Below are 17,416 nucleotides of genomic sequence, written 5' to 3' on the forward strand. Positions count from 1 at the left end.
CCAAAAAAAGTAAATAGGCACAACCCATTTAATTTGTAGCTGCAATTTCACAAGTTGGAAAGTGTACAATTTGAAAATTACACGAATTGGCTATAAAACAGAGTTGGTTTGCTTTTTTATGCAAGCTAAGTGCCTCCGCTATTTTTTCTTTGTTGCTGATACGCACTTTAGGATTTAGTTTAATTTCAATAAAACGTCCGCTACCGTCGGCCAAGATCTCCAGAGTTGCCTCCGCTTCGTCTGTATAAGACACCACATCGATGCCATTTTGCTTACAAACATATAAATACGACATCATGTGACAGGAAACCACACTGCTCAATAACAAATCTTCAGGATTGTACAAAGCAGGATCTCCTTTGAATGCTTTAGCCGCCGAAACGTTTAAAACAGCCTTACCGTCAATCGTTATGGTATGACTTTTAGTATACGTCGCCGCTTCGTTTTTAGAAAAAAGCCAATCTAATTTGGCTATAAATACATGTTTGAATCCCATAATTTTTTTATTTCAAAAGTAAATATAAACAGTACTGCTAATACCGAAAGGTTTTAGTTTAATATTAACTAAAAATTCACCTGTTTTATAAATAGAGTAAATAAAAAAAGTTTTAGCTTCGCATCAATAAACAATCAAAACGCGTAAATTAAATTTGGGTAAAGCAATACCAAAATCAACGCAGTTTAAAAAACAATTAAAATGGCATCAGGTTTTTTCGCACTATTAGATGATATCGCAGCAATCATGGATGATGTTGCAGTAATGAGTAAAATTGCAGCCAAAAAAACGGCAGGTATTTTAGGCGATGACTTGGCCGTAAATGCCGAAAAAGCTTCCGGATTTATTTCATCAAGAGAACTTCCTGTATTGTGGGCAATTGCAAAAGGTTCTTTCCTTAATAAAGTAATCATTTTACCCATCGCCTTTCTGTTGAGTGCTTTTTTACCTGTGGCTGTTATCATAATCTTAGTGCTAGGCGGACTTTATTTAGCCTACGAAGGTGCCGAAAAAATATACGAGTACTTCTTTCCACACGAGAATGCAAAGCACGAAATTTTAATGGAACCGATGACCGAAGAACAAATATTAGCTTTCGAAAAGGGAAAAATAAAATCAGCCATCGTAACCGATTTTATTTTATCAGTAGAAATCGTAATTATTGCACTGGGTACCGTAATTGGAAAGCCTATTTCATCACAAATACTTGTTGTTTCTATCATTGCAATAATCGCAACAGTTGGTGTTTACGGCATTGTAGCCTTAATTGTCCGAATGGATGAAGCAGGTTTAAAACTGATTCAACTGAGTTCCAAAGAAAAAAGTTTTACAAAAACAATCGGTACTGTTCTGGTACAAGCACTGCCAAAGGTCATCAAAAGTTTATCCGTAATAGGTACTATCGCCTTGATTTTAGTGGCAGGTGGCATATTTGTACACAATATCGATTTCTTACATCATGCATTACCGCAATTACCGGCCATCGCAACCGAATTTATAATCGGACTTCTAATCGGGGGAATTGTTTTGGGAATTGTAACCCTGTTCAAAAAGATCATTGGCAAAGTAAGCAGCAATTGAATACATTTTAGCCGTATATATAATTCAAAAACTAGGAGAACATCAGTCGAAAGGCTAATGTTTTTTTTATGCCTTTTTAGGAGCAGAACTATTCTAATTTTTCAAGACGAGTTGTCCCGCTGTCCGCAGTATCTTTTTATAAACGCAACCCTAACGGGTTACATTATAAAAAGGATACTTGCTCCCATCGGGGCTATTTGACAGCGCGTTTTTTCCAGAATAAAGTTTTCGAAAACAGTGCTTTATTAAAGTTAGATTCTGTTATAAATCATATTGAAATAAAAAAGTTGAATACTAATTTGTAAGAAAATTTTAATATATTTTATAATCGGCACAACGAAAAATACCAATTTACCGAGCGAAAAGTATACAATTGAACATGTCCCCACAATTACTAATCACCCATTTAAACATTGATTAAACACCATTTAAAAAGCCTCATTTGGGGCTTTTATCATTACTATGCCACATTCAGATTAAACTTAGCATCATTACCATCCAGCAAAGCCTTTGTATTGTCTAGGTTATTCTCATAAACATGAACATTGCCCAGAAACAAATTAATACTCTTGAGTGGTATGTCAATCTGTTTACTTATCAAATATAAGTGATAGATGTCTGACGGCAAACCTAGATTAGCATCAGAACTACGTTGATACGCACTCACCACAAGCTTACCATTTTCTATCTGGAACTGTATTAAACTCAAACACGGCTGTTGATTGCTTTCAGTGTTGTTAGACCCTAGAAACAAAACATAATTCTTTGACGTGCGCTTCTCTTTATTGATTTTCTCCAATAGCTTTGGCAATTGCTCAAAGTACGTTGGATAACTATTTACTAAAATAGGGCCGCAATAATCCCACCAAGTAACACCTATATCCCTGTAGGCTTCCGTGGAGCGCTCTCCTGCCATAAATAAACCCAATTCGTCTCTTAACTTCTTTTTTGCAACTGCGTGGCTCTCAAACAAAATCAAGAGGTCCAAAGGTTTGAATTCTAGTGATTGATTTAAAAGATAAGTAATTGAACCTTTTTTGTTTTGTTGTAGCTTACCTTTAGCAAGGATTTTACTAAGCATTCCATGATACTTGTTCATTTTTAATTCGATTTTTGATTGATGATTGATTATATTTGCACCTCTCACGGAATTTATAAAATATAACAAAGCCAGCACTAGAAGACTTATGTCCTCCAACGCTGGCTTTGTGCTAAATATAAATTACCGTGAGAAGTTTTTTTATTTGTTGGAGGACTATTTTTTACGTCCCATCCTCCTGAGAACTACATTAAAATCCGATAATCTTTTTCAAAATTTATCATTTGTTGGCCGGTGATGTTACCCCGTTTATAATTCGCATACATCACATGCAGCGTGCCAATTAATTTCAACAAAAAGAAGTTTACCCAAGACAATTGACCTCTTCCGGTTCGCTCCATTTCTTTAGCGTACAGCCAATCTCCTTTCCATTTAGTGTAATAATCCGCTGCGATGTTGTAAACGACACAATGATAATCGTGAAGCATTGCGTTGATATCCAGTCCGGGTATATGGCACAAATCTTTTACAAATGTTGCACCGTCGTAATCACTTGGATTTTGACAGAAATAATCAAACGCTCTCAAATAAACCTCCCGCTTTACAACATCATATCGCTGTGACTTCATATAGAGCACAAGCTCTATTCTACACTTTTTAAGCGTGTCCGGATGTTGTAAAAAGTAAGTAGATTTTGAGCCTAGCATTACTGTAAATTCATTAAGATTAATTCTCTTACCGTGATATCAGTGCCGAAAACAAGATTATTAAAAACTGCATTAATATCAGGATCAGTTTCTCCATTTATGGCAGTTACTAAATTGGTTTTCTTTCCCGTTTTTAGGTAATAATCATAGTGCTGTGTGTATCTGGCGTAAAGCAGCGCATACAAATTTGGGTTTTTAGCTTGCAAATAATCGTCTGCATTGTATCGCTCTGTTTTCAGTATTTGCCTTTGTTTTTGGCTTGAAAAACCAACAACCGTCTCGGTACCATCACCCACAAACACTGGCTGTAAATCAAAATACTCTGGTTGCTTATTTTTGGTGTAAGCGATTTCACCCGCCCAGTCCAAGTAATGAATGGATTTACCAACGCCTATAAATGTGTTTGGCCATGCAACACCGTTATGTGTGTGAATCCCGTATAATTTATCATACGTTATCCTGATGGCTTCTTTGTCTTTTTCAGCATAATAGGATTTTGAAACCCATTGACCTTTCATGTCGATAATTTTCTCTTTTGTGGTAAAAAAAGAAAGGTTATCAAAATTTAGATCTGTCAAAGTATTACCAAGCGTTTGGAACTTTTCTAAGAAATGATCTAATACTATTTGTGCGCTCATAATTTTATTTTTAGACTAATTCAATGTATTTTATATCAATCATATTTTTACCCTGTACACCGAAAATCAAATAAACGTCGGATGTAAGACTATTAAATGCCCCGCTATGGGTGTGTTTTAAAACACCGTTATAGTACATTGTCCAAACACCTCCTGCATACCTCCATTTTACTTCTTGAAATTGAGTTTGGTTAAAATCAAATGCCGAAATAATATATACATCGTCAACATAAAGGTCATTGTAAGGCCCTGCTGATTTGTTATAAAACATTCTTTTGTTATCTCCTGCCCTCATAATTTGCAGAGTCATGGCGTTACTTGAATTTGCACCCAAAGGGCTAATAACAGGTTTATATCTTATTTCAAAATTCTTTGTACGGTCTAATATTTTATTCCATTGTGCATAGCCAAGTGATCCGTAATTTTTAGTAAGTACAGAACCACTTGCGAAATCAATAGGCTGTGTGATATTGATCCAATCAGTAATTTCAGGCTTGTAAACTGTCCCTAAAACGATCAATAAAGCGTTATTAAAAATAGCTTCGATGCCATTATTTAGAGTGACCGCATAACTTCCTTCAGTTGCCCCTGTGGTTACGTTTACCAAAACTAAATTGTCGCTTTTGAAAGTGATGTAGTTTACAGTTTGTCCTGCAATAGCAACGGTCATGGCCGGTGTAAAAAATGCTCCTTTTAACGTGAAATTTGTGGTCGTACTTGGCATTGTAGAGTCAGGAATCAAAATTTCCAAATACGGAGCCGGTGCCGTTGCGATGGTGTACATTTTCAAGTTTCCGTTTGCATCAGTGCTTAGAACTTTATTAGTTGGCAACTGCCCATCATTTCTTGTGTTTGGGTAGTTACTTAGTTTTAGGTCTTTATTCAAGAACTCAGTAACTTCCAAAACGTCGGCGGCAACAATAGCCGGTTGTCCAACTCCAAAACTTCGACCTCTTAAATTCAATTGAAAAACCCTGCCCGTATCGGTGGTTGTATATTTTACAATTTCACTTCCTCCAACCACAAGAACCGGTGTAAGCGCATTGATGTAAGTTACCATACCCGCCACATTTTGGCTAGCTAATGCCGTTGAGAGAATTGGTTTAACCGTTGTTGCAATACTTCCTAATCCCGCAAGCTTGGTAATTTCAGCGGCATTTATTAGGCGTTCGCCTGCAACTTTATCTACTTTGTTCCCTACAACAGTTGTCAAAGAATCAATCAAACCTTTCAAGATCTTACCCATTTCGGCCGTCAACGCTTTCGTGGTTCCGCCCGTGGTCAAGTCATTAACCAAGATGGTACTTAGCGAAGTTTGCACGGTTTTTATAGCATCAACAAGTTCCTGAACGTTGTCCAGGTTAACATCATTAGAGGTCAATATCGTATTGATGGAATTGATTTGAGTTTTCAGCGTTTTAACCGTTTCAGCACTTGCCAAAGCCGTTGCACCTCCGGTAACTAAATCATTAACAATGTTTAAATACTCACTGGCAAGTTTCGAAAACTCATTCAAAGGAGCATACCCAAGTGCGGAACCTCTTTTGCTTTTATCTTCTTTGCCTAAAAACAAATCAGCGTGAGCCGTTTCATCGGTCAAGTGATGGGCTAACACTTCAGCATCCGCTTTGTCAGCTAGAATATTTTCAATATCATCTATAGCGGTAATCGGTATCTTTTCATCCTTATGAAAATAAGAATCAAACAAAGCCCAGAATTGCGCCTGTGTCGGTTTTAAACCAGTTTTAAACCAGTTTTTAAGTGTGTTTTTATCTGCCATTATTATAGAGGAATTAACATGTATTCGAAAGTTAAATTTTGTACTACTCCGGAAACTTCTCTCAGGGTTAATTTAAAGGAGGTATTTCCTTTTTCACGCACCATCCATATTACGTCATTGTCTGCATCAAAATTGCTTCCGGCAGATACCATGCACCCAACAACCATATAATTGTTAGTTCCTACATCGGCAAACGTTACCGTTCTAATCGAATCAGCCGTTATTGCATCGCCAATATTAAAAGTTCCTTTCGCGAGACAACTTATGGTTGATGGCTTATTTTTAATAAAATCATCTTTAGTATCATCTGCTTGGCTCCAGTTAGGCTGTACGTTTTTCTCCGCACCTTGTTCAATCGTGTTTAACTTTTCAAGCATCAAAGCCACCGCATCGGCAATAGCCGTAACAATGGAATCATCGGCTTTTAATGCGAGAGCTCCTAACAGGTTCTTGGTTTGGTACCCACGTTTAAAATCTACCCAGTTTATCGCACCCACTCCGGTTCCAAAAGTGGCATAGCGGGTTTTGACAACCGGATAAGAGTTTCCGTTTTCAAAAAGTAAACTTTCGGCATCTTCTTTAATGATAACTTTGGTTTGGGCTAAACCGCCTCGAAACTCTAACACTTCACCATTGATATAAACAACACCGTTGCCTACATTGGTTCCTGCAACGTCACATCCTGAAATTATGGTCAATTCTCCAACAATATTGCCCAAAGCATTAAAGAGGCTAAAAGCCGTTTGAAGCTTTGCCAAAATAGTAGTAGAGAGTGGAAACCCGCCAACCTGATTAAAATTTATTGTATTCATATCGCCAATAGTTTATAGCTTTTGCCTGCCAACTTATAGAAGTTGATCGTTGCCGTTATTTCGTTTATTTTATCATTCAATAGTTGTCCCGGTACATTGACAAGAAAGTCAACAATAGAATTACTATAATTAAAATCTTGCTCCAGATACATGATGCCTAAATACACATCGAGATTCTCAGCAGGTGTGTAGATATAATCTTGAGTCGTGTCAAGCGTGCCATCAATAGTGATTCGTCTTAAATCAGGGTCATACTTATCATTCAATGCTTTCCGCAAATAACACCTTTGGCTGTTGTACGATAGCTTTACCAAGTTATCATCCCTCATGCGTGACCACTTATAATGCAAACTGGCAATAGGAGTAATCAATGCCCGGACATAGCCAAACAATACCGGCTTTCGCAAAAAAGTAGGCAGCAGTAAAAGAACCAGTCGGTCAAAATCTACCTTATACCACATAACTCACATTGTCAAAGTTTGGAATTGTAAAATAGCCACTCACCGGAACGGTTTTTACATTTATCGGTTCAGCGTCCAGATACTCATTCGTATTAATATCAATGGCCTGCGATTCTGCATTTATAATGTGCGGTATTACGACCCCTTCTGCTTTTTGAAGCTTATCAATGAAATGTGCAAGAACCAATTCGCCATTAAATGGCAATTCCTTCATATATTCATTGATGGCATCCTGTACAGGATAATTCCCGTTTAAAATACTCATTCCGGTAGAGTCCAAAACCAACGGGTCTCTAAATATTTGCAGATTCAACAATAAAATATCAGGCAAATGATTGACAACAATATACTTGACACCACAATCCGCAATTTCAAGAATGTAAGCATCAAATGAGGCTTTTTGCTCGGGCGTAATGGGTGCCAAAACTCCCGCAGCTTCAGTGGCAATCTTAATCAAGATTTGTCCCGCACTTGGCGTTACCGCCGCATACTTTATAATTTTGGAGTTCAAAACCTGATCATCCGTATAACCGGTATTGTCATAGTTATCGGTGTCCGTTATCAAAGCAAAGCCATATTGGAACGATTTCGCCTTAGTTCGGTACCACGATGGGCGGTGTGGCATTTTTGCCTCAATGATGTCGTCCACTTCTTTTTTATGGGTGTCGAAAAGGTTTTCGATTATAAAAAGAGAAAAGGAAACAATATCAAATAATATGTTTTCTATAGAAACTTTTGAAAACTCACTTTCAAACAACGCTCCATCTGTAAATCCGTAAGCATCCTGAATAATAGCATTACTCATAAAAGAGGACGTAATTTCTTGTTTTATAACTGTTGTTGCTCTTGCCATTATCCTACTATAAAAGTTGTTCCTATTCTCATGTGTCCTATTCCTTTATTCTCAATCTCTGTCAATTGTTCTTGAGTCAATGCAGTTGCAGGCTTATTAAATTCATTAAAAAAAGAAGCCGTATTTGGCTTATTAACTTCCGATAATTTTAAATTAACACCGATTACTACATCTTCAGTAATTGACAATCCGTTTAATAATGCCATTTCAAAAGCATTATTAACATCTCCTGTACATTCAAGCACTTTATCCAAAAATGATTGACCGCCTATAACTATTTTTTTATTCATAAACAGCATCTATTAATAATGGTTTCCCTTCTGACAATTGCAGTGACTTAATTACTAAGCCATCTTTTGTAAAATGTTCTCGAATTCGGTGTCTAAATCGCAAATAGTCATCATCCAAAATCAATTCATCTATAGCCACTCCTATGGTTGGCGAAAAATGAAACTCACCCGGATTAGCAACTAATATCAAAGCCTGATTTTGATTCATAGTATTACCCACAACTATTCCTTGCGTTATTAATCCATTAGCATCACGCACAACTTCTATTTTCAAGTCAATGCTTTGAATCCCACCGTTTCCATCAGTTAATTGAATTGCTCTATCTTTCATGTTTAATCACTATTTAAAATAGTATTAAAGGCTGTTTTTATTTGTGCTAATTGACCTTGTGTAATCGGGTTAATTGTTCCTGGACCACTAGAGGTAATAATTTGAGCGGAACTTATCGTATCAATCAGACTATTTATTAAAGTCCCAAAATTGGCAGATCCTTTTTTTAAGGTTACTTTTCCAAGTGTGCCATCAACTTCAAATTCAAAAACTCCTTTTTTATATTGTATATTCTCGACACTATCAACCTTAATAACCATCAAACCCGAAAGCTCTCCCGTTTGACTCATTAATATAACTTCGCTATTCACTTTTGGAATAATCAAAAAGCCGTCAGAGTCGTCAGAAATTGTGGCTTTAAGTCTCACATCAGATAGAACCAACTCACTCAATAATTTTACAGTACAAGTGTCATTTTCAACTGAAAGTACTGTGGCGGTTATAGGTAAGTTTGGATTTACTCCCAAAGCTTTAATTAATGCCCTCTTTATTTCTGCAGCTGTATCCATTTATACACTTAGTTTTACTCCTAATTTTACAGTGCGTTTTGCACCACTTTCATTAATTGCAGTTGTTACCCCGGTTACGTAATATTTACCGTCCTTTTCAGGGTAATCCTCATCTTTAATTTTTGCTGAGTAAGTGGGTTGCACAAATGGAACTAACCACGTGTCAATACTTCCCTCGTACATATCAGCACTATGGCGCAATAATTCGGCATTGGCTATTGTTGATAAATCCTTTGCACTAACAGAACCCACCTTTAACGTTATCTTTTCACCTCCAGTTGTTCCAGCTGTGAAGCTTTCAACTTTACCTTTTACGTTAGTACTTTCAACCGTTACTTCAACTTTTCTATCGATAGCTTTTTTGTACTCTAATGAACTTTTTTCAATATTTACTTGCATCGAATAAATTACTTCACCACCTTTTTCTAAATAAGGAGCATGGACGTGAAGCTCTTTTTTATTTGTATTGAAATAAATATTAGCTTTCGTTTCTTCAGCTAGTTTTTTCAAAACATCGTAGCCCGTTGCTTGATGGATGACAAACTTTTCATAAGCAATGTCATAATCGCATACTAACTTAAATGTTGGGTCAATTTGGTCGATTAATGTTTGAGCAATTTTAGCTAATGATGTTGGTTTTAACTCTACATTTTTCACGCCTTTTCTAAACAGAAACAAAGCATCTTCACATAGAATTTTCAACGAACTATCATTTGTAACGATATCCTGGACAAAACCTACAAACTCCGTTTCGAGCTTGTAATCATATCCTGATTTAATAATTACTTCAGAACCTCTTTTTACTTCATTGCCAATATTCAAAACCTGATTCATAACCGCCTCAGGCAATGTAATCGTTGCTGTATCTGCAAGATTATCAACCGAGCAGTCAACATCAATACTAGCAACCGTTTGTAGGCTGTAAGTGACACCCGCTGTTTTAAATTTTATATCCCAAATAATATTATACATCTAGAATTCTTCTTTTATCAACAGGTTATAGGAGAAGTCACTACATAATTTTAAATCATAAGCCTGTACATTTTCTCCTTTTGTAAAAGGAAAACTGTAATCATCCACAACCACTTTTGTAACACCCATTATTTCCAAAGGAGCACAATAGATATAGAATTCTTTATTGTATTTCAAAAATTCAAATAGGGATTCCATTTGCTTTTTAGGAAAACAGTCTGCAACGGATCCTTTCAGTAAGCTACCTATCAAAACACCAGTAACTGAAAATTCAAAATCTTTTCTACTCCATCGCTCTTTGATCGTTCCAATCAGTTTATCACCCTGTTTAGCAACATTCCGTTTAACAATGTTATTACCAGAACCAATATTAATCATCGGCTCATAGGGGAATAACCATTTTTGACCGCCTTCAGTAAAACTAAAAGACAAAGGAAAAAACTGTTGTTCTTCAGGTGTTGGAGCATCCGCCTGGTTCAATCTAAAACTAGGATTTACAGCTGTGTAATCAATTTGTTCCTCATTATGCAATGGTAAAAAAGGAATTTTAGGCAAAACGTGTTTGCTTAATTCATCTTGAACCAATTGGGTACGTTGATAAGTAGCAACTGAATTGCTACCCATTAAACTCGCAAAAATTATATCTTTATTTGTTAAATCCATTATCCGGTTGCTGTTGTTGCCATGGCTAAAACTCTCAATAATTCATCAGCCACTTCGCTTCCTGCCTTATTACTGGCATCTTTTCCACCGCTGATACTTTCTGTTTTAATGCCTATTAATTCTTTTAAGTTTATCGTGATATAGGTATGTTTCGTTCCTCCGGTCGCAACGGCTTCATTTGATTTTTTTGCACTGGCAGAACCTCCACCGGCTCCAGAACCACTTGCGCCACCCTGACCAAAATCAGTTCCGGCAATGGCGGGATCAGCGATGCCGTCTTTTACTCCTTTTTTAGCTTCTTTTTTCCATTTTACCGAATCATAAGCGGCCTTAAACTCCATTGCAGCACCTGAGGCACTTGCACCGGCTTTTTTATATCCGGCACTTATTGATTGTTTACGAGCTTCAACCTCTGCATTAAGCTTGGCTATTTCTGAATTATTAGCTGATTTATCTCCTAAACCAACTACATTTTTAAATTTATACCATGCAATTTGAATCTTGTTTATTCCTATCATAAAACCGTTAACTACGGTATTAAACTGAGCTTTTATCGTGTCAACATAAGCTGTAAACAATAACTTTGCACCGGTCACTGTATGCTTCCATGCATTACCCCATCCTTCTGTTTTAGAAACTACCCAAGTTATTGCTGCCGCCAAAGCTAAAACACCTAATACAACCCATATAACTGGATTCATAGCCATAACAACATTAAATGCGGCTTGAACGCCAGTCCATAGACTAGTTGCACCGGAAACAATTCCCGTCCAAAGAGCTTGCATTTTAGTTGCGCTGGTTAACGTTTTAAAAACCGTTCCGGCTCCGCTAAATATTGGCATTAGATTTCCAAAATCTCTGGCGGTATTACCCGCTACATTTGCATAACCCAACCAACCCGATGTAGAGTTAAAAAGAGTTATTTTGAAATCTTCAACCTGAGCCTGTAGTCTTTTGTTTTTTTCTAATGGAGACTCCATTATTGTTGCCGCTTGCTCGTAAGCCGTTTTAGTATTTTGTACTGCTCCGGTCAAACGTCCCATTTCAGTTGTGCCAGAAATAAGAGCGATTGCAGCTGCATTATTTTCTTTTCCAAATAATTTGGTAACAAGTGCTTGATCGTTCATTATTTTCTTTAAAGGCTCTAATCGTTCCTTTAAAGTCTTAGTGCGATCACCAAGCGCATTAATATCAATTCCCGCAGATGTCAATTCTTTTTTAACATCTTTCGGTAAAAACCGACCCTCTGAAAGTGTGGCCAATACGTTACGTAAAGCAACACCGCCTTCAGCTCCTTTTTTACCATTCTTATCAAGCACCTGAATAGCGGCATTAGTTTCCGCAAAACTTACATTTGCCGTTTTCGCTGCTAAACCGGATTGCTCTAATGCTGATTTTATTTGTGGTAATTCCGCAGAACCTTCTTTAGCAGAGGCCGCCATGATATTCATCATAGAGGACATGTCTTTTGAAGCTTTCAAAGGATCAACTAATGAAACCTGATATTGATTCATGGCAGTTGTCAGAACCTCAGTTGCTGCAACTGTATCACCTCCCATTGTTTTTGACAATGTAGAAACTGAATTACCCATTGCTTCTAATGCTTTGGGTTGTTTTGCGATTTCAGGAGTAAGCTGTGAAAGAATCAATTTATACGCTTCTACACCTTCTGCAGCAGAACCTCCAAAAGTTTTTGCGTTTTGGCGGGCATAGCCTTCAATCTCTTTTAGTTTATCTCCAGTAGCTCCGGTTATAGCCGATAAGTCGGCAAGGTTAGAACTTAGTTTTAAACCTGGTTCATTTAATGAGGTTAAACCATCGGCTGCTGAACTAATGTTTTGGATTAAATTATTTAATCGCAAGCCATTTAATTGTTTTTGAACTTTATCTATACCTGTATATACGTTACCCTGAAACTTATTAAATGAGGAATTTACCTTATCAAAGTTGTCATTAATCTGTATGATATAGGATAAGGTATTGCTCATTTAAGTGTTTTCTTTTTTTCTTAGGAATTCAAGTTCTTTGTATCGCTGTCCCCACTCTTCATCTGATAAGTCATCAGGATTGGCTATATGAAAATAATAGCGCAATTGGGCATTTGTGATGCGAAACCAGTCGTTTTCATCAACTACCGATGACTCTAGTACTTTACTAGCTCTGCTTTTTTAAACTCAATAACTTGGTCAAGTTTTGAAGAGGCTGCAAGAAACAAACTGTCGTCTGTTAATATTTCAGGGTCGCCGCCAAGCCAACAGTTTTTAAGAATTACTTCATTAAATTTCATTGGGTCAGAACCTACCTGCGAGGCAAAGCTTAAAGCCTTGCGGTCTGGTTTCTTTAAATAGCAAACTTTGTCCTCAATTACAATTCCGAAAAATTCGCCATGTTGTGCTTTCCATTCTGCGATTTGCTCTGGTGAAGCCGTGTGTGTTGATGTTGCTGTTGTGTTTTCTTCTGTAATCATTTGATTGTTGTTTTATTAAAATAATCCCGATTGCTCGGGATTATTTGATTTTAACTTTATACGTTTTTCTTAAATCCAGTTGCTAAAAATGGCAATGTAACCGGCATGAATTTATCACCTTGTTTGGCGGCCTCTTCGGATTCACCTACTGAAATATTCAAAATTTTATTAGTTCTTATAACATCCCCATTTGCAGGATTACCATAAGAAACTAGAATATCAAATCTAGCAGTGGTTATATCGCCTCCGGCTGCATCTTCCAAAGCATCGAAGCCTGACTTTAAAAGCTCTAATTCTCCTTCGTATGAAGAATTACCCTTTTGAATAGCATAAGGTTCTCCTCCTTTAGCATAAATAGGTTCTTGCTCTACTTTCTTTTTACACTTTACCGCTCTGATAGTCAATAAATCTATCCCTCCCGCAATAACAGTTATATCTGACCACTCGTATTCTCTACTATTGAAACTCATATCTTTTTAATTAAGAGTTAAGATTATAGCCAATGGTAAACTCTAAGAATCTGCCGTAGCCTTTTGGTTTTACGCTAATTTTACCTTTAATAATTCCGGTTGATGCCACATTATTTGTAATGTCAACCAGAACTTTTACACCTGTATCATTAGCTTTAGTAACATCAATGGAAAGCTCGCCTTTAACACTCATTTCCTGAGCAATCGTTCTTTCAATTGCTGCCTCAATAGTTCGGGCATCAATTGGAGAAAGCTTACCGCCATCAACTAAATTAAAGTCATCCAGAATATAATTTGTCAAAGTTGAATTTGCTAAAACAAAAGCTTTGTCAATTACACGTCTGCGAGTGATAAAGTGGTAATCATCTTCAACCGTACAGGCTAAGTGGTCATCTACAATGTAATACCCTGATTTACCCACATGCGTACAAGTAGTAATAAATCCTTTGTCATATAAAGCATCGATATTGACTTGCTCAACTGGTGTGTCCAGGATAAAGAATTGAAGCGCTTTTAACGCACCGTCTTTTACACGTCCTGCGTTTACATGGACTTGATTTTTTGCCAATCTACCTCCAAGAACTCCAACCGCTGCACCTTTTGATGCTGTAGCTCCCGTTCTAGTTTCGGTATCGCCAATCATTACTGCAACACGGTTATAAGTAGTGATTCCAAAACCAATAAGATCTTGTGCAATGCCTGTATAATTATAACCTTCAATAATAAAAATAACTGGATGGATTTTGTTTTCCGTGAAGTCATCGGCAATTGCTTGAGCCGCTGCTAATGTGGCAGGTAATCCCGTTCTTATTCCTGCTGCTACAACTACTTCAGCAACCGAGGGTGCATATTTGCAAATCACAAAACGAATACGTCTATTTGAAGCCATTAACACGGCTTCGCTCTCCGCAATTAACTCATCTAGCGTAAGTGTCTTTGCAACACCATAAATCCAAAGCTCAGTGCCTTCTCCAGCTTCTGCGTAAAATTCCTTGATGGTTTTATGCAATTCATAGTTGGCAATACCGGCAATGATGCCTAAAGTTTCTGCCTCTTTCAAACTAAATACCGTATAAGGAGTATCTAGAGCAAAAGAACCGTTAGCTGTTGCACTAGCAACAATTACGGAAATTCCGTCAGGACTTGTAGCGACAACCCCAAGGTTGCCGTTTTCAAATCCTATATTTACTTTTGGTCTAGACATTATTTACCTTTTTTAGCAGTGGTTGTTTTTGCGAATAAATTCTTTGCCGCTTCTTTTTCGGCTGCTTCTTTTTCAGCTGCTTCTTTTTCGGCTACTTCTTTTTCAGCTGCTTCTTTTTCGGCTGCTTCTTTTTCGGCTGCTTCTTTTTCAGCTGCTTCTTTTTCGGCTGCTTCTTTTTCAGCCGCTTCTTTTTCAGCTGCTTCTTTTTCGGCTGCTTCAAATTCTGCTAATCCATTTACATCAGCTGAAACATCTTCTGCGTCGTTCACTTCTAAAAAAGCTTCATTATAAACCGTTTCTACCGATTTATCTTTTAAAGTTCTTCCGTGATTTTTAGCGTCATTTTCTTGGTAGAAAGCTTCACCATCAGAAGTAACAAAACACTTTTGTAAGTGTGGGTTGGTTTTAAAAATGTGGTTCATATCTTTTAAAGTTTAGATTTTATAAATACCCATGCGCCAAACAACAAGGTTAAAACGGCATAGATCCTAAAGATGTTAATTTGTGCTTTTTGCCAATCTGTTAGCTTATTTACTTCAACAGGTGGCGGTATTTCCTTTATATAATTAGACTCGTAAGTATCTTTCCATCTAGCGAATAACTCTTGAGCTCTTGCCTCACAATCTACTTTGAGCAGATTGTCTGCAAGGCGAACCTTCGGGATTTTTAATATGCTCCCCGGTTCGCTTTGGACAATACTTTTAATAACAACTTTACCGTTTTGACATTCTAATAATGCCTGGTACGAACTGCTGTCTTTTTCAATTCTAAAAACAGTATCGTGTACCGTTTCAAGTTTGGTAATAATTTGTGTTTTGCTTTCGGTCATGGCGGGCTTCGAACTTCCGCAGGAAGCCAGTACCATGAGAGAAAAAAACAACAACACAATGTGTTTTAAATTTTTCATACTCTTAAAAATGCTTTTATCGTGTTTGTTTTTCTTCCATTTGGTTTTCGGCACACTTCATAACCTTCACGACTTCCATCGTCGTTAGAGTTGCCTTCCACCGTTTGTATTGTATTAACTTCTGCTTCATTTACAAATCCAATATGTCCTTGGCCTCCGCCAAAATCCATAATAAATAAATCTCCTTTTTGTGGAGTTTTAACGACGTATTTTTTACTATTATTCAACTGATCTAATACACCGGCTGTTTTCTTCAATGGATTTACAACTCCTAGTTCTTTACCGGCTTCACTATAACACCAATAAACAAATGCTTCACACCAAGCGTACCCTTTTCCAAGTCCAACAGACTTTAAGTACTTTTCAACAGCAGGACCAGCATTAGAACCTCGTGGAATTTCTTGAACTCCAAGTTGTTTTATTGCTATTTCTAGCGCTTTTAATGATAATGGGCTCATTCTTGCTTACCGTTAAGTTGCTTGTATTTTCTTAATTCACCAGTCAGGATTTCCATTTCTTCAATCAAATGCTCAATTCTGTCATCCCTTTCTTTAATTCTAAGATCACGCTTTTCAATAGCGACAATAGACTCTTCGAGTCGTTTACTCATATCATCCAAAAGGTTTTGATAAAAAGTAGCCGATTTGATTTCATTATCTATCTCGGTCGACTTGATAGTTGCTTTATCTTTATTCCACTCAAGAATTTTCATTCCAAGTGCAGTAAAAAAAGAGGCAATGACAGGAAATAATAGGGTTTCTAACATGATGGGATTTTTATAAAAAAGGCTACTGACTAATGTCGCAGTAGCCTTTTTTTATTTTCTAGTTCAATATATTTCTAGTAGATTGCTGCAATGAATCTGCTTTCAAATGGTATCGCCATAAAGTAATGACGGTAGTTTAAAAGGTTCGCTTGGTTTGCAGTGTCAGAGCTTGCAGGCTCAAAATACTGTTTTGTCAAACCTGTTTTTTTGGCAATTCCACCAGTCCAGAAAGCAACAGAACCTTCACGGTCTCCTGCAGCTACAACAGCTCCAAAAGCTTTTTTAACTCCGGCACTTGTAAACAATGGGTTTCCATTGTACTGGAACAATTCAAATCCTGCAATCATTGGCGCAGGCATCCCCGTGTTATAATTGACTAATTTGTCTCCAAAGTTTTTACGGTCAATAAGCAAGTCGTTCCAATGCTTAGTTGAAAGCACGATACGTCTTCCCGATGGATCAACTTCATCAGCGTCTAATCTGCCTTTTAAGGCAACTAAATCCTCATAAGTCAAAGTGGCTACACCATTAACTACCGGTCCCGTTGCTGCAATTACCGGAGTAGCAGCTGCGTCAGAAGTTGGAGCAATAGAGTGAATTGCTTTTTTGAATTTTTTAGTCAAGATTGCTCTTGTATGGCTACGAGTTGTAGCATCGATTTTATCGTATGCAGAACCAATGATTTGGTCATCTGATACTGAAGTGGCTTTTGTTTGGTATTTGTCTAATGACAAAACAACACTATCGTCTGTGTACGCTTGCACTGGAATAGGATACACGCTATTGTTTACCAATACATCGGGATTAAAATTCGCACGTGGAATATTAATAACGGTTAGTTCTGATGCGGAACCTGCCTCAAGCACGGTTACATCTGCATCAAGTTCTGGAATTCCGTCTAACCAAGGAGCAACGCTCTGATTGGTTAAGTTCTGAATTACTCTGGCTACCCAAATTTCTGGAAAGTTCAT

The 17,416-nt window shown here is 37.2% G+C and carries 23 protein-coding genes; 1 reads left to right on the forward strand and 22 read right to left on the reverse strand.

The genetic code is table 11. From position 1 onward, the window contains the following. Positions 1–28: 28 nt before the first annotated feature. A complete protein-coding gene (locus ACFX5D_RS13935) occupies positions 29–496 on the reverse strand; it encodes an OsmC family protein (protein WP_379858814.1) in 468 nt (155 codons plus the stop codon). Positions 497–697: 201 nt separating this feature from the next. On the opposite strand from ACFX5D_RS13935, the gene ACFX5D_RS13940 reads away from it, so the two are divergent. Next, a complete protein-coding gene (locus tag ACFX5D_RS13940; RefSeq protein ID WP_379858815.1) occupies positions 698–1,576 on the forward strand; it encodes a DUF808 domain-containing protein in 879 nt (292 codons plus the stop codon). 460 nt (positions 1,577–2,036) lie between these two features. Here the strand turns inward: ACFX5D_RS13940 and ACFX5D_RS13945 are convergent, their stop codons facing one another. From ACFX5D_RS13945 to ACFX5D_RS14045, 21 genes are all read right to left on the reverse strand, one after another. Next, positions 2,037–2,675: a thymidylate synthase gene (locus tag ACFX5D_RS13945; RefSeq protein WP_379858816.1), complete on the reverse strand. Its 639-nt coding sequence runs from the start codon at positions 2,673–2,675 to the stop codon at positions 2,037–2,039. 185 nt (positions 2,676–2,860) lie between these two features. Beyond that, complete coding sequence (locus ACFX5D_RS13950; RefSeq protein ID WP_379858817.1) at positions 2,861–3,244, reverse strand: hypothetical protein; 384 nt, start codon at positions 3,242–3,244, stop codon at positions 2,861–2,863. A gap of 77 nt (positions 3,245–3,321) precedes the next feature. After that, a complete protein-coding gene (locus tag ACFX5D_RS13955; RefSeq protein WP_379858818.1) occupies positions 3,322–3,960 on the reverse strand; it encodes a hypothetical protein in 639 nt (212 codons plus the stop codon). A gap of 10 nt (positions 3,961–3,970) precedes the next feature. After that, positions 3,971–5,740, reverse strand: coding sequence for a hypothetical protein (locus tag ACFX5D_RS13960; protein WP_379858819.1), 1,770 nt, complete (start codon positions 5,738–5,740; stop codon positions 3,971–3,973). A 2-nt stretch (positions 5,741–5,742) separates the two neighbouring features. Next, positions 5,743–6,552, reverse strand: a complete 810-nt coding sequence (locus ACFX5D_RS13965; protein ID WP_379858820.1) for a hypothetical protein — start codon at positions 6,550–6,552, stop codon at positions 5,743–5,745. After that, positions 6,549–7,013: a hypothetical protein gene (locus ACFX5D_RS13970; protein ID WP_379858821.1), complete on the reverse strand. Its 465-nt coding sequence runs from the start codon at positions 7,011–7,013 to the stop codon at positions 6,549–6,551. The genes ACFX5D_RS13965 and ACFX5D_RS13970 overlap by 4 nt, the downstream gene beginning before the upstream one ends. Further along, on the reverse strand, positions 7,003–7,866 hold the full coding sequence (locus ACFX5D_RS13975) for a nucleotidyltransferase (RefSeq protein ID WP_379858822.1): 864 nt from the start codon (positions 7,864–7,866) through the stop codon (positions 7,003–7,005). The genes ACFX5D_RS13970 and ACFX5D_RS13975 overlap by 11 nt, the downstream gene beginning before the upstream one ends. Further along, a complete protein-coding gene (locus tag ACFX5D_RS13980; RefSeq protein ID WP_379858823.1) occupies positions 7,866–8,156 on the reverse strand; it encodes a hypothetical protein in 291 nt (96 codons plus the stop codon). Before ACFX5D_RS13980 ends, ACFX5D_RS13975 begins: the two co-directional genes overlap by 1 nt. Further along, on the reverse strand, positions 8,149–8,487 hold the full coding sequence (locus ACFX5D_RS13985) for a hypothetical protein (protein WP_379858824.1): 339 nt from the start codon (positions 8,485–8,487) through the stop codon (positions 8,149–8,151). The genes ACFX5D_RS13980 and ACFX5D_RS13985 overlap by 8 nt, the downstream gene beginning before the upstream one ends. A 2-nt stretch (positions 8,488–8,489) precedes the next feature. Continuing rightward, on the reverse strand, positions 8,490–8,996 hold the full coding sequence (locus ACFX5D_RS13990) for a hypothetical protein (protein ID WP_379858825.1): 507 nt from the start codon (positions 8,994–8,996) through the stop codon (positions 8,490–8,492). Then, complete coding sequence (locus tag ACFX5D_RS13995; RefSeq protein WP_379858826.1) at positions 8,997–9,968, reverse strand: hypothetical protein; 972 nt, start codon at positions 9,966–9,968, stop codon at positions 8,997–8,999. It abuts the gene before it with no gap. Then, a complete protein-coding gene (locus tag ACFX5D_RS14000; protein WP_379858827.1) occupies positions 9,969–10,631 on the reverse strand; it encodes a DUF6046 domain-containing protein in 663 nt (220 codons plus the stop codon). It lies immediately after the preceding gene. Then, entirely contained in the window at positions 10,631–12,619 is a 1,989-nt protein-coding gene (locus ACFX5D_RS14005) for a phage tail tape measure protein (protein WP_379858828.1), read from the reverse strand. The genes ACFX5D_RS14000 and ACFX5D_RS14005 overlap by 1 nt, the downstream gene beginning before the upstream one ends. 155 nt (positions 12,620–12,774) lie before the next feature. Beyond that, on the reverse strand, positions 12,775–13,098 hold the full coding sequence (locus tag ACFX5D_RS14010; RefSeq protein WP_379858829.1) for a hypothetical protein: 324 nt from the start codon (positions 13,096–13,098) through the stop codon (positions 12,775–12,777). A 56-nt stretch (positions 13,099–13,154) separates the two neighbouring features. Beyond that, positions 13,155–13,568 carry a hypothetical protein gene (locus ACFX5D_RS14015; RefSeq protein ID WP_379858830.1) on the reverse strand — a complete coding sequence of 138 codons (414 nt, stop codon included), beginning with the start codon at positions 13,566–13,568 and terminating at the stop codon, positions 13,155–13,157. 10 nt (positions 13,569–13,578) lie between these two features. Next, positions 13,579–14,772 (reverse strand): DUF2586 family protein, encoded by a 1,194-nt coding sequence (locus ACFX5D_RS14020; protein WP_379858831.1) that lies wholly within the window; start codon positions 14,770–14,772, stop codon positions 13,579–13,581. Next, positions 14,772–15,194, reverse strand: a complete 423-nt coding sequence (locus ACFX5D_RS14025; protein ID WP_379858832.1) for a hypothetical protein — start codon at positions 15,192–15,194, stop codon at positions 14,772–14,774. Before ACFX5D_RS14025 ends, ACFX5D_RS14020 begins: the two co-directional genes overlap by 1 nt. Before the next feature lie 5 nt (positions 15,195–15,199). Further along, entirely contained in the window at positions 15,200–15,679 is a 480-nt protein-coding gene (locus ACFX5D_RS14030) for a hypothetical protein (RefSeq protein WP_379858833.1), read from the reverse strand. Beyond that, positions 15,676–16,137 carry a CHAP domain-containing protein gene (locus tag ACFX5D_RS14035; RefSeq protein ID WP_379858834.1) on the reverse strand — a complete coding sequence of 154 codons (462 nt, stop codon included), beginning with the start codon at positions 16,135–16,137 and terminating at the stop codon, positions 15,676–15,678. The genes ACFX5D_RS14030 and ACFX5D_RS14035 overlap by 4 nt, the downstream gene beginning before the upstream one ends. Then, positions 16,134–16,445, reverse strand: coding sequence for a hypothetical protein (locus ACFX5D_RS14040; RefSeq protein WP_379858835.1), 312 nt, complete (start codon positions 16,443–16,445; stop codon positions 16,134–16,136). The genes ACFX5D_RS14035 and ACFX5D_RS14040 overlap by 4 nt, the downstream gene beginning before the upstream one ends. 74 nt (positions 16,446–16,519) lie before the next feature. Next, positions 16,520–17,416 carry a phage major capsid protein gene (locus ACFX5D_RS14045; RefSeq protein ID WP_379858836.1) on the reverse strand — a complete coding sequence of 299 codons (897 nt, stop codon included), beginning with the start codon at positions 17,414–17,416 and terminating at the stop codon, positions 16,520–16,522.

Origin of the sequence: Flavobacterium fructosi (assembly GCF_042787335.1) — a bacterium.
In the GTDB taxonomy this organism is placed as follows: domain Bacteria; phylum Bacteroidota; class Bacteroidia; order Flavobacteriales; family Flavobacteriaceae; genus Flavobacterium; species Flavobacterium fructosi.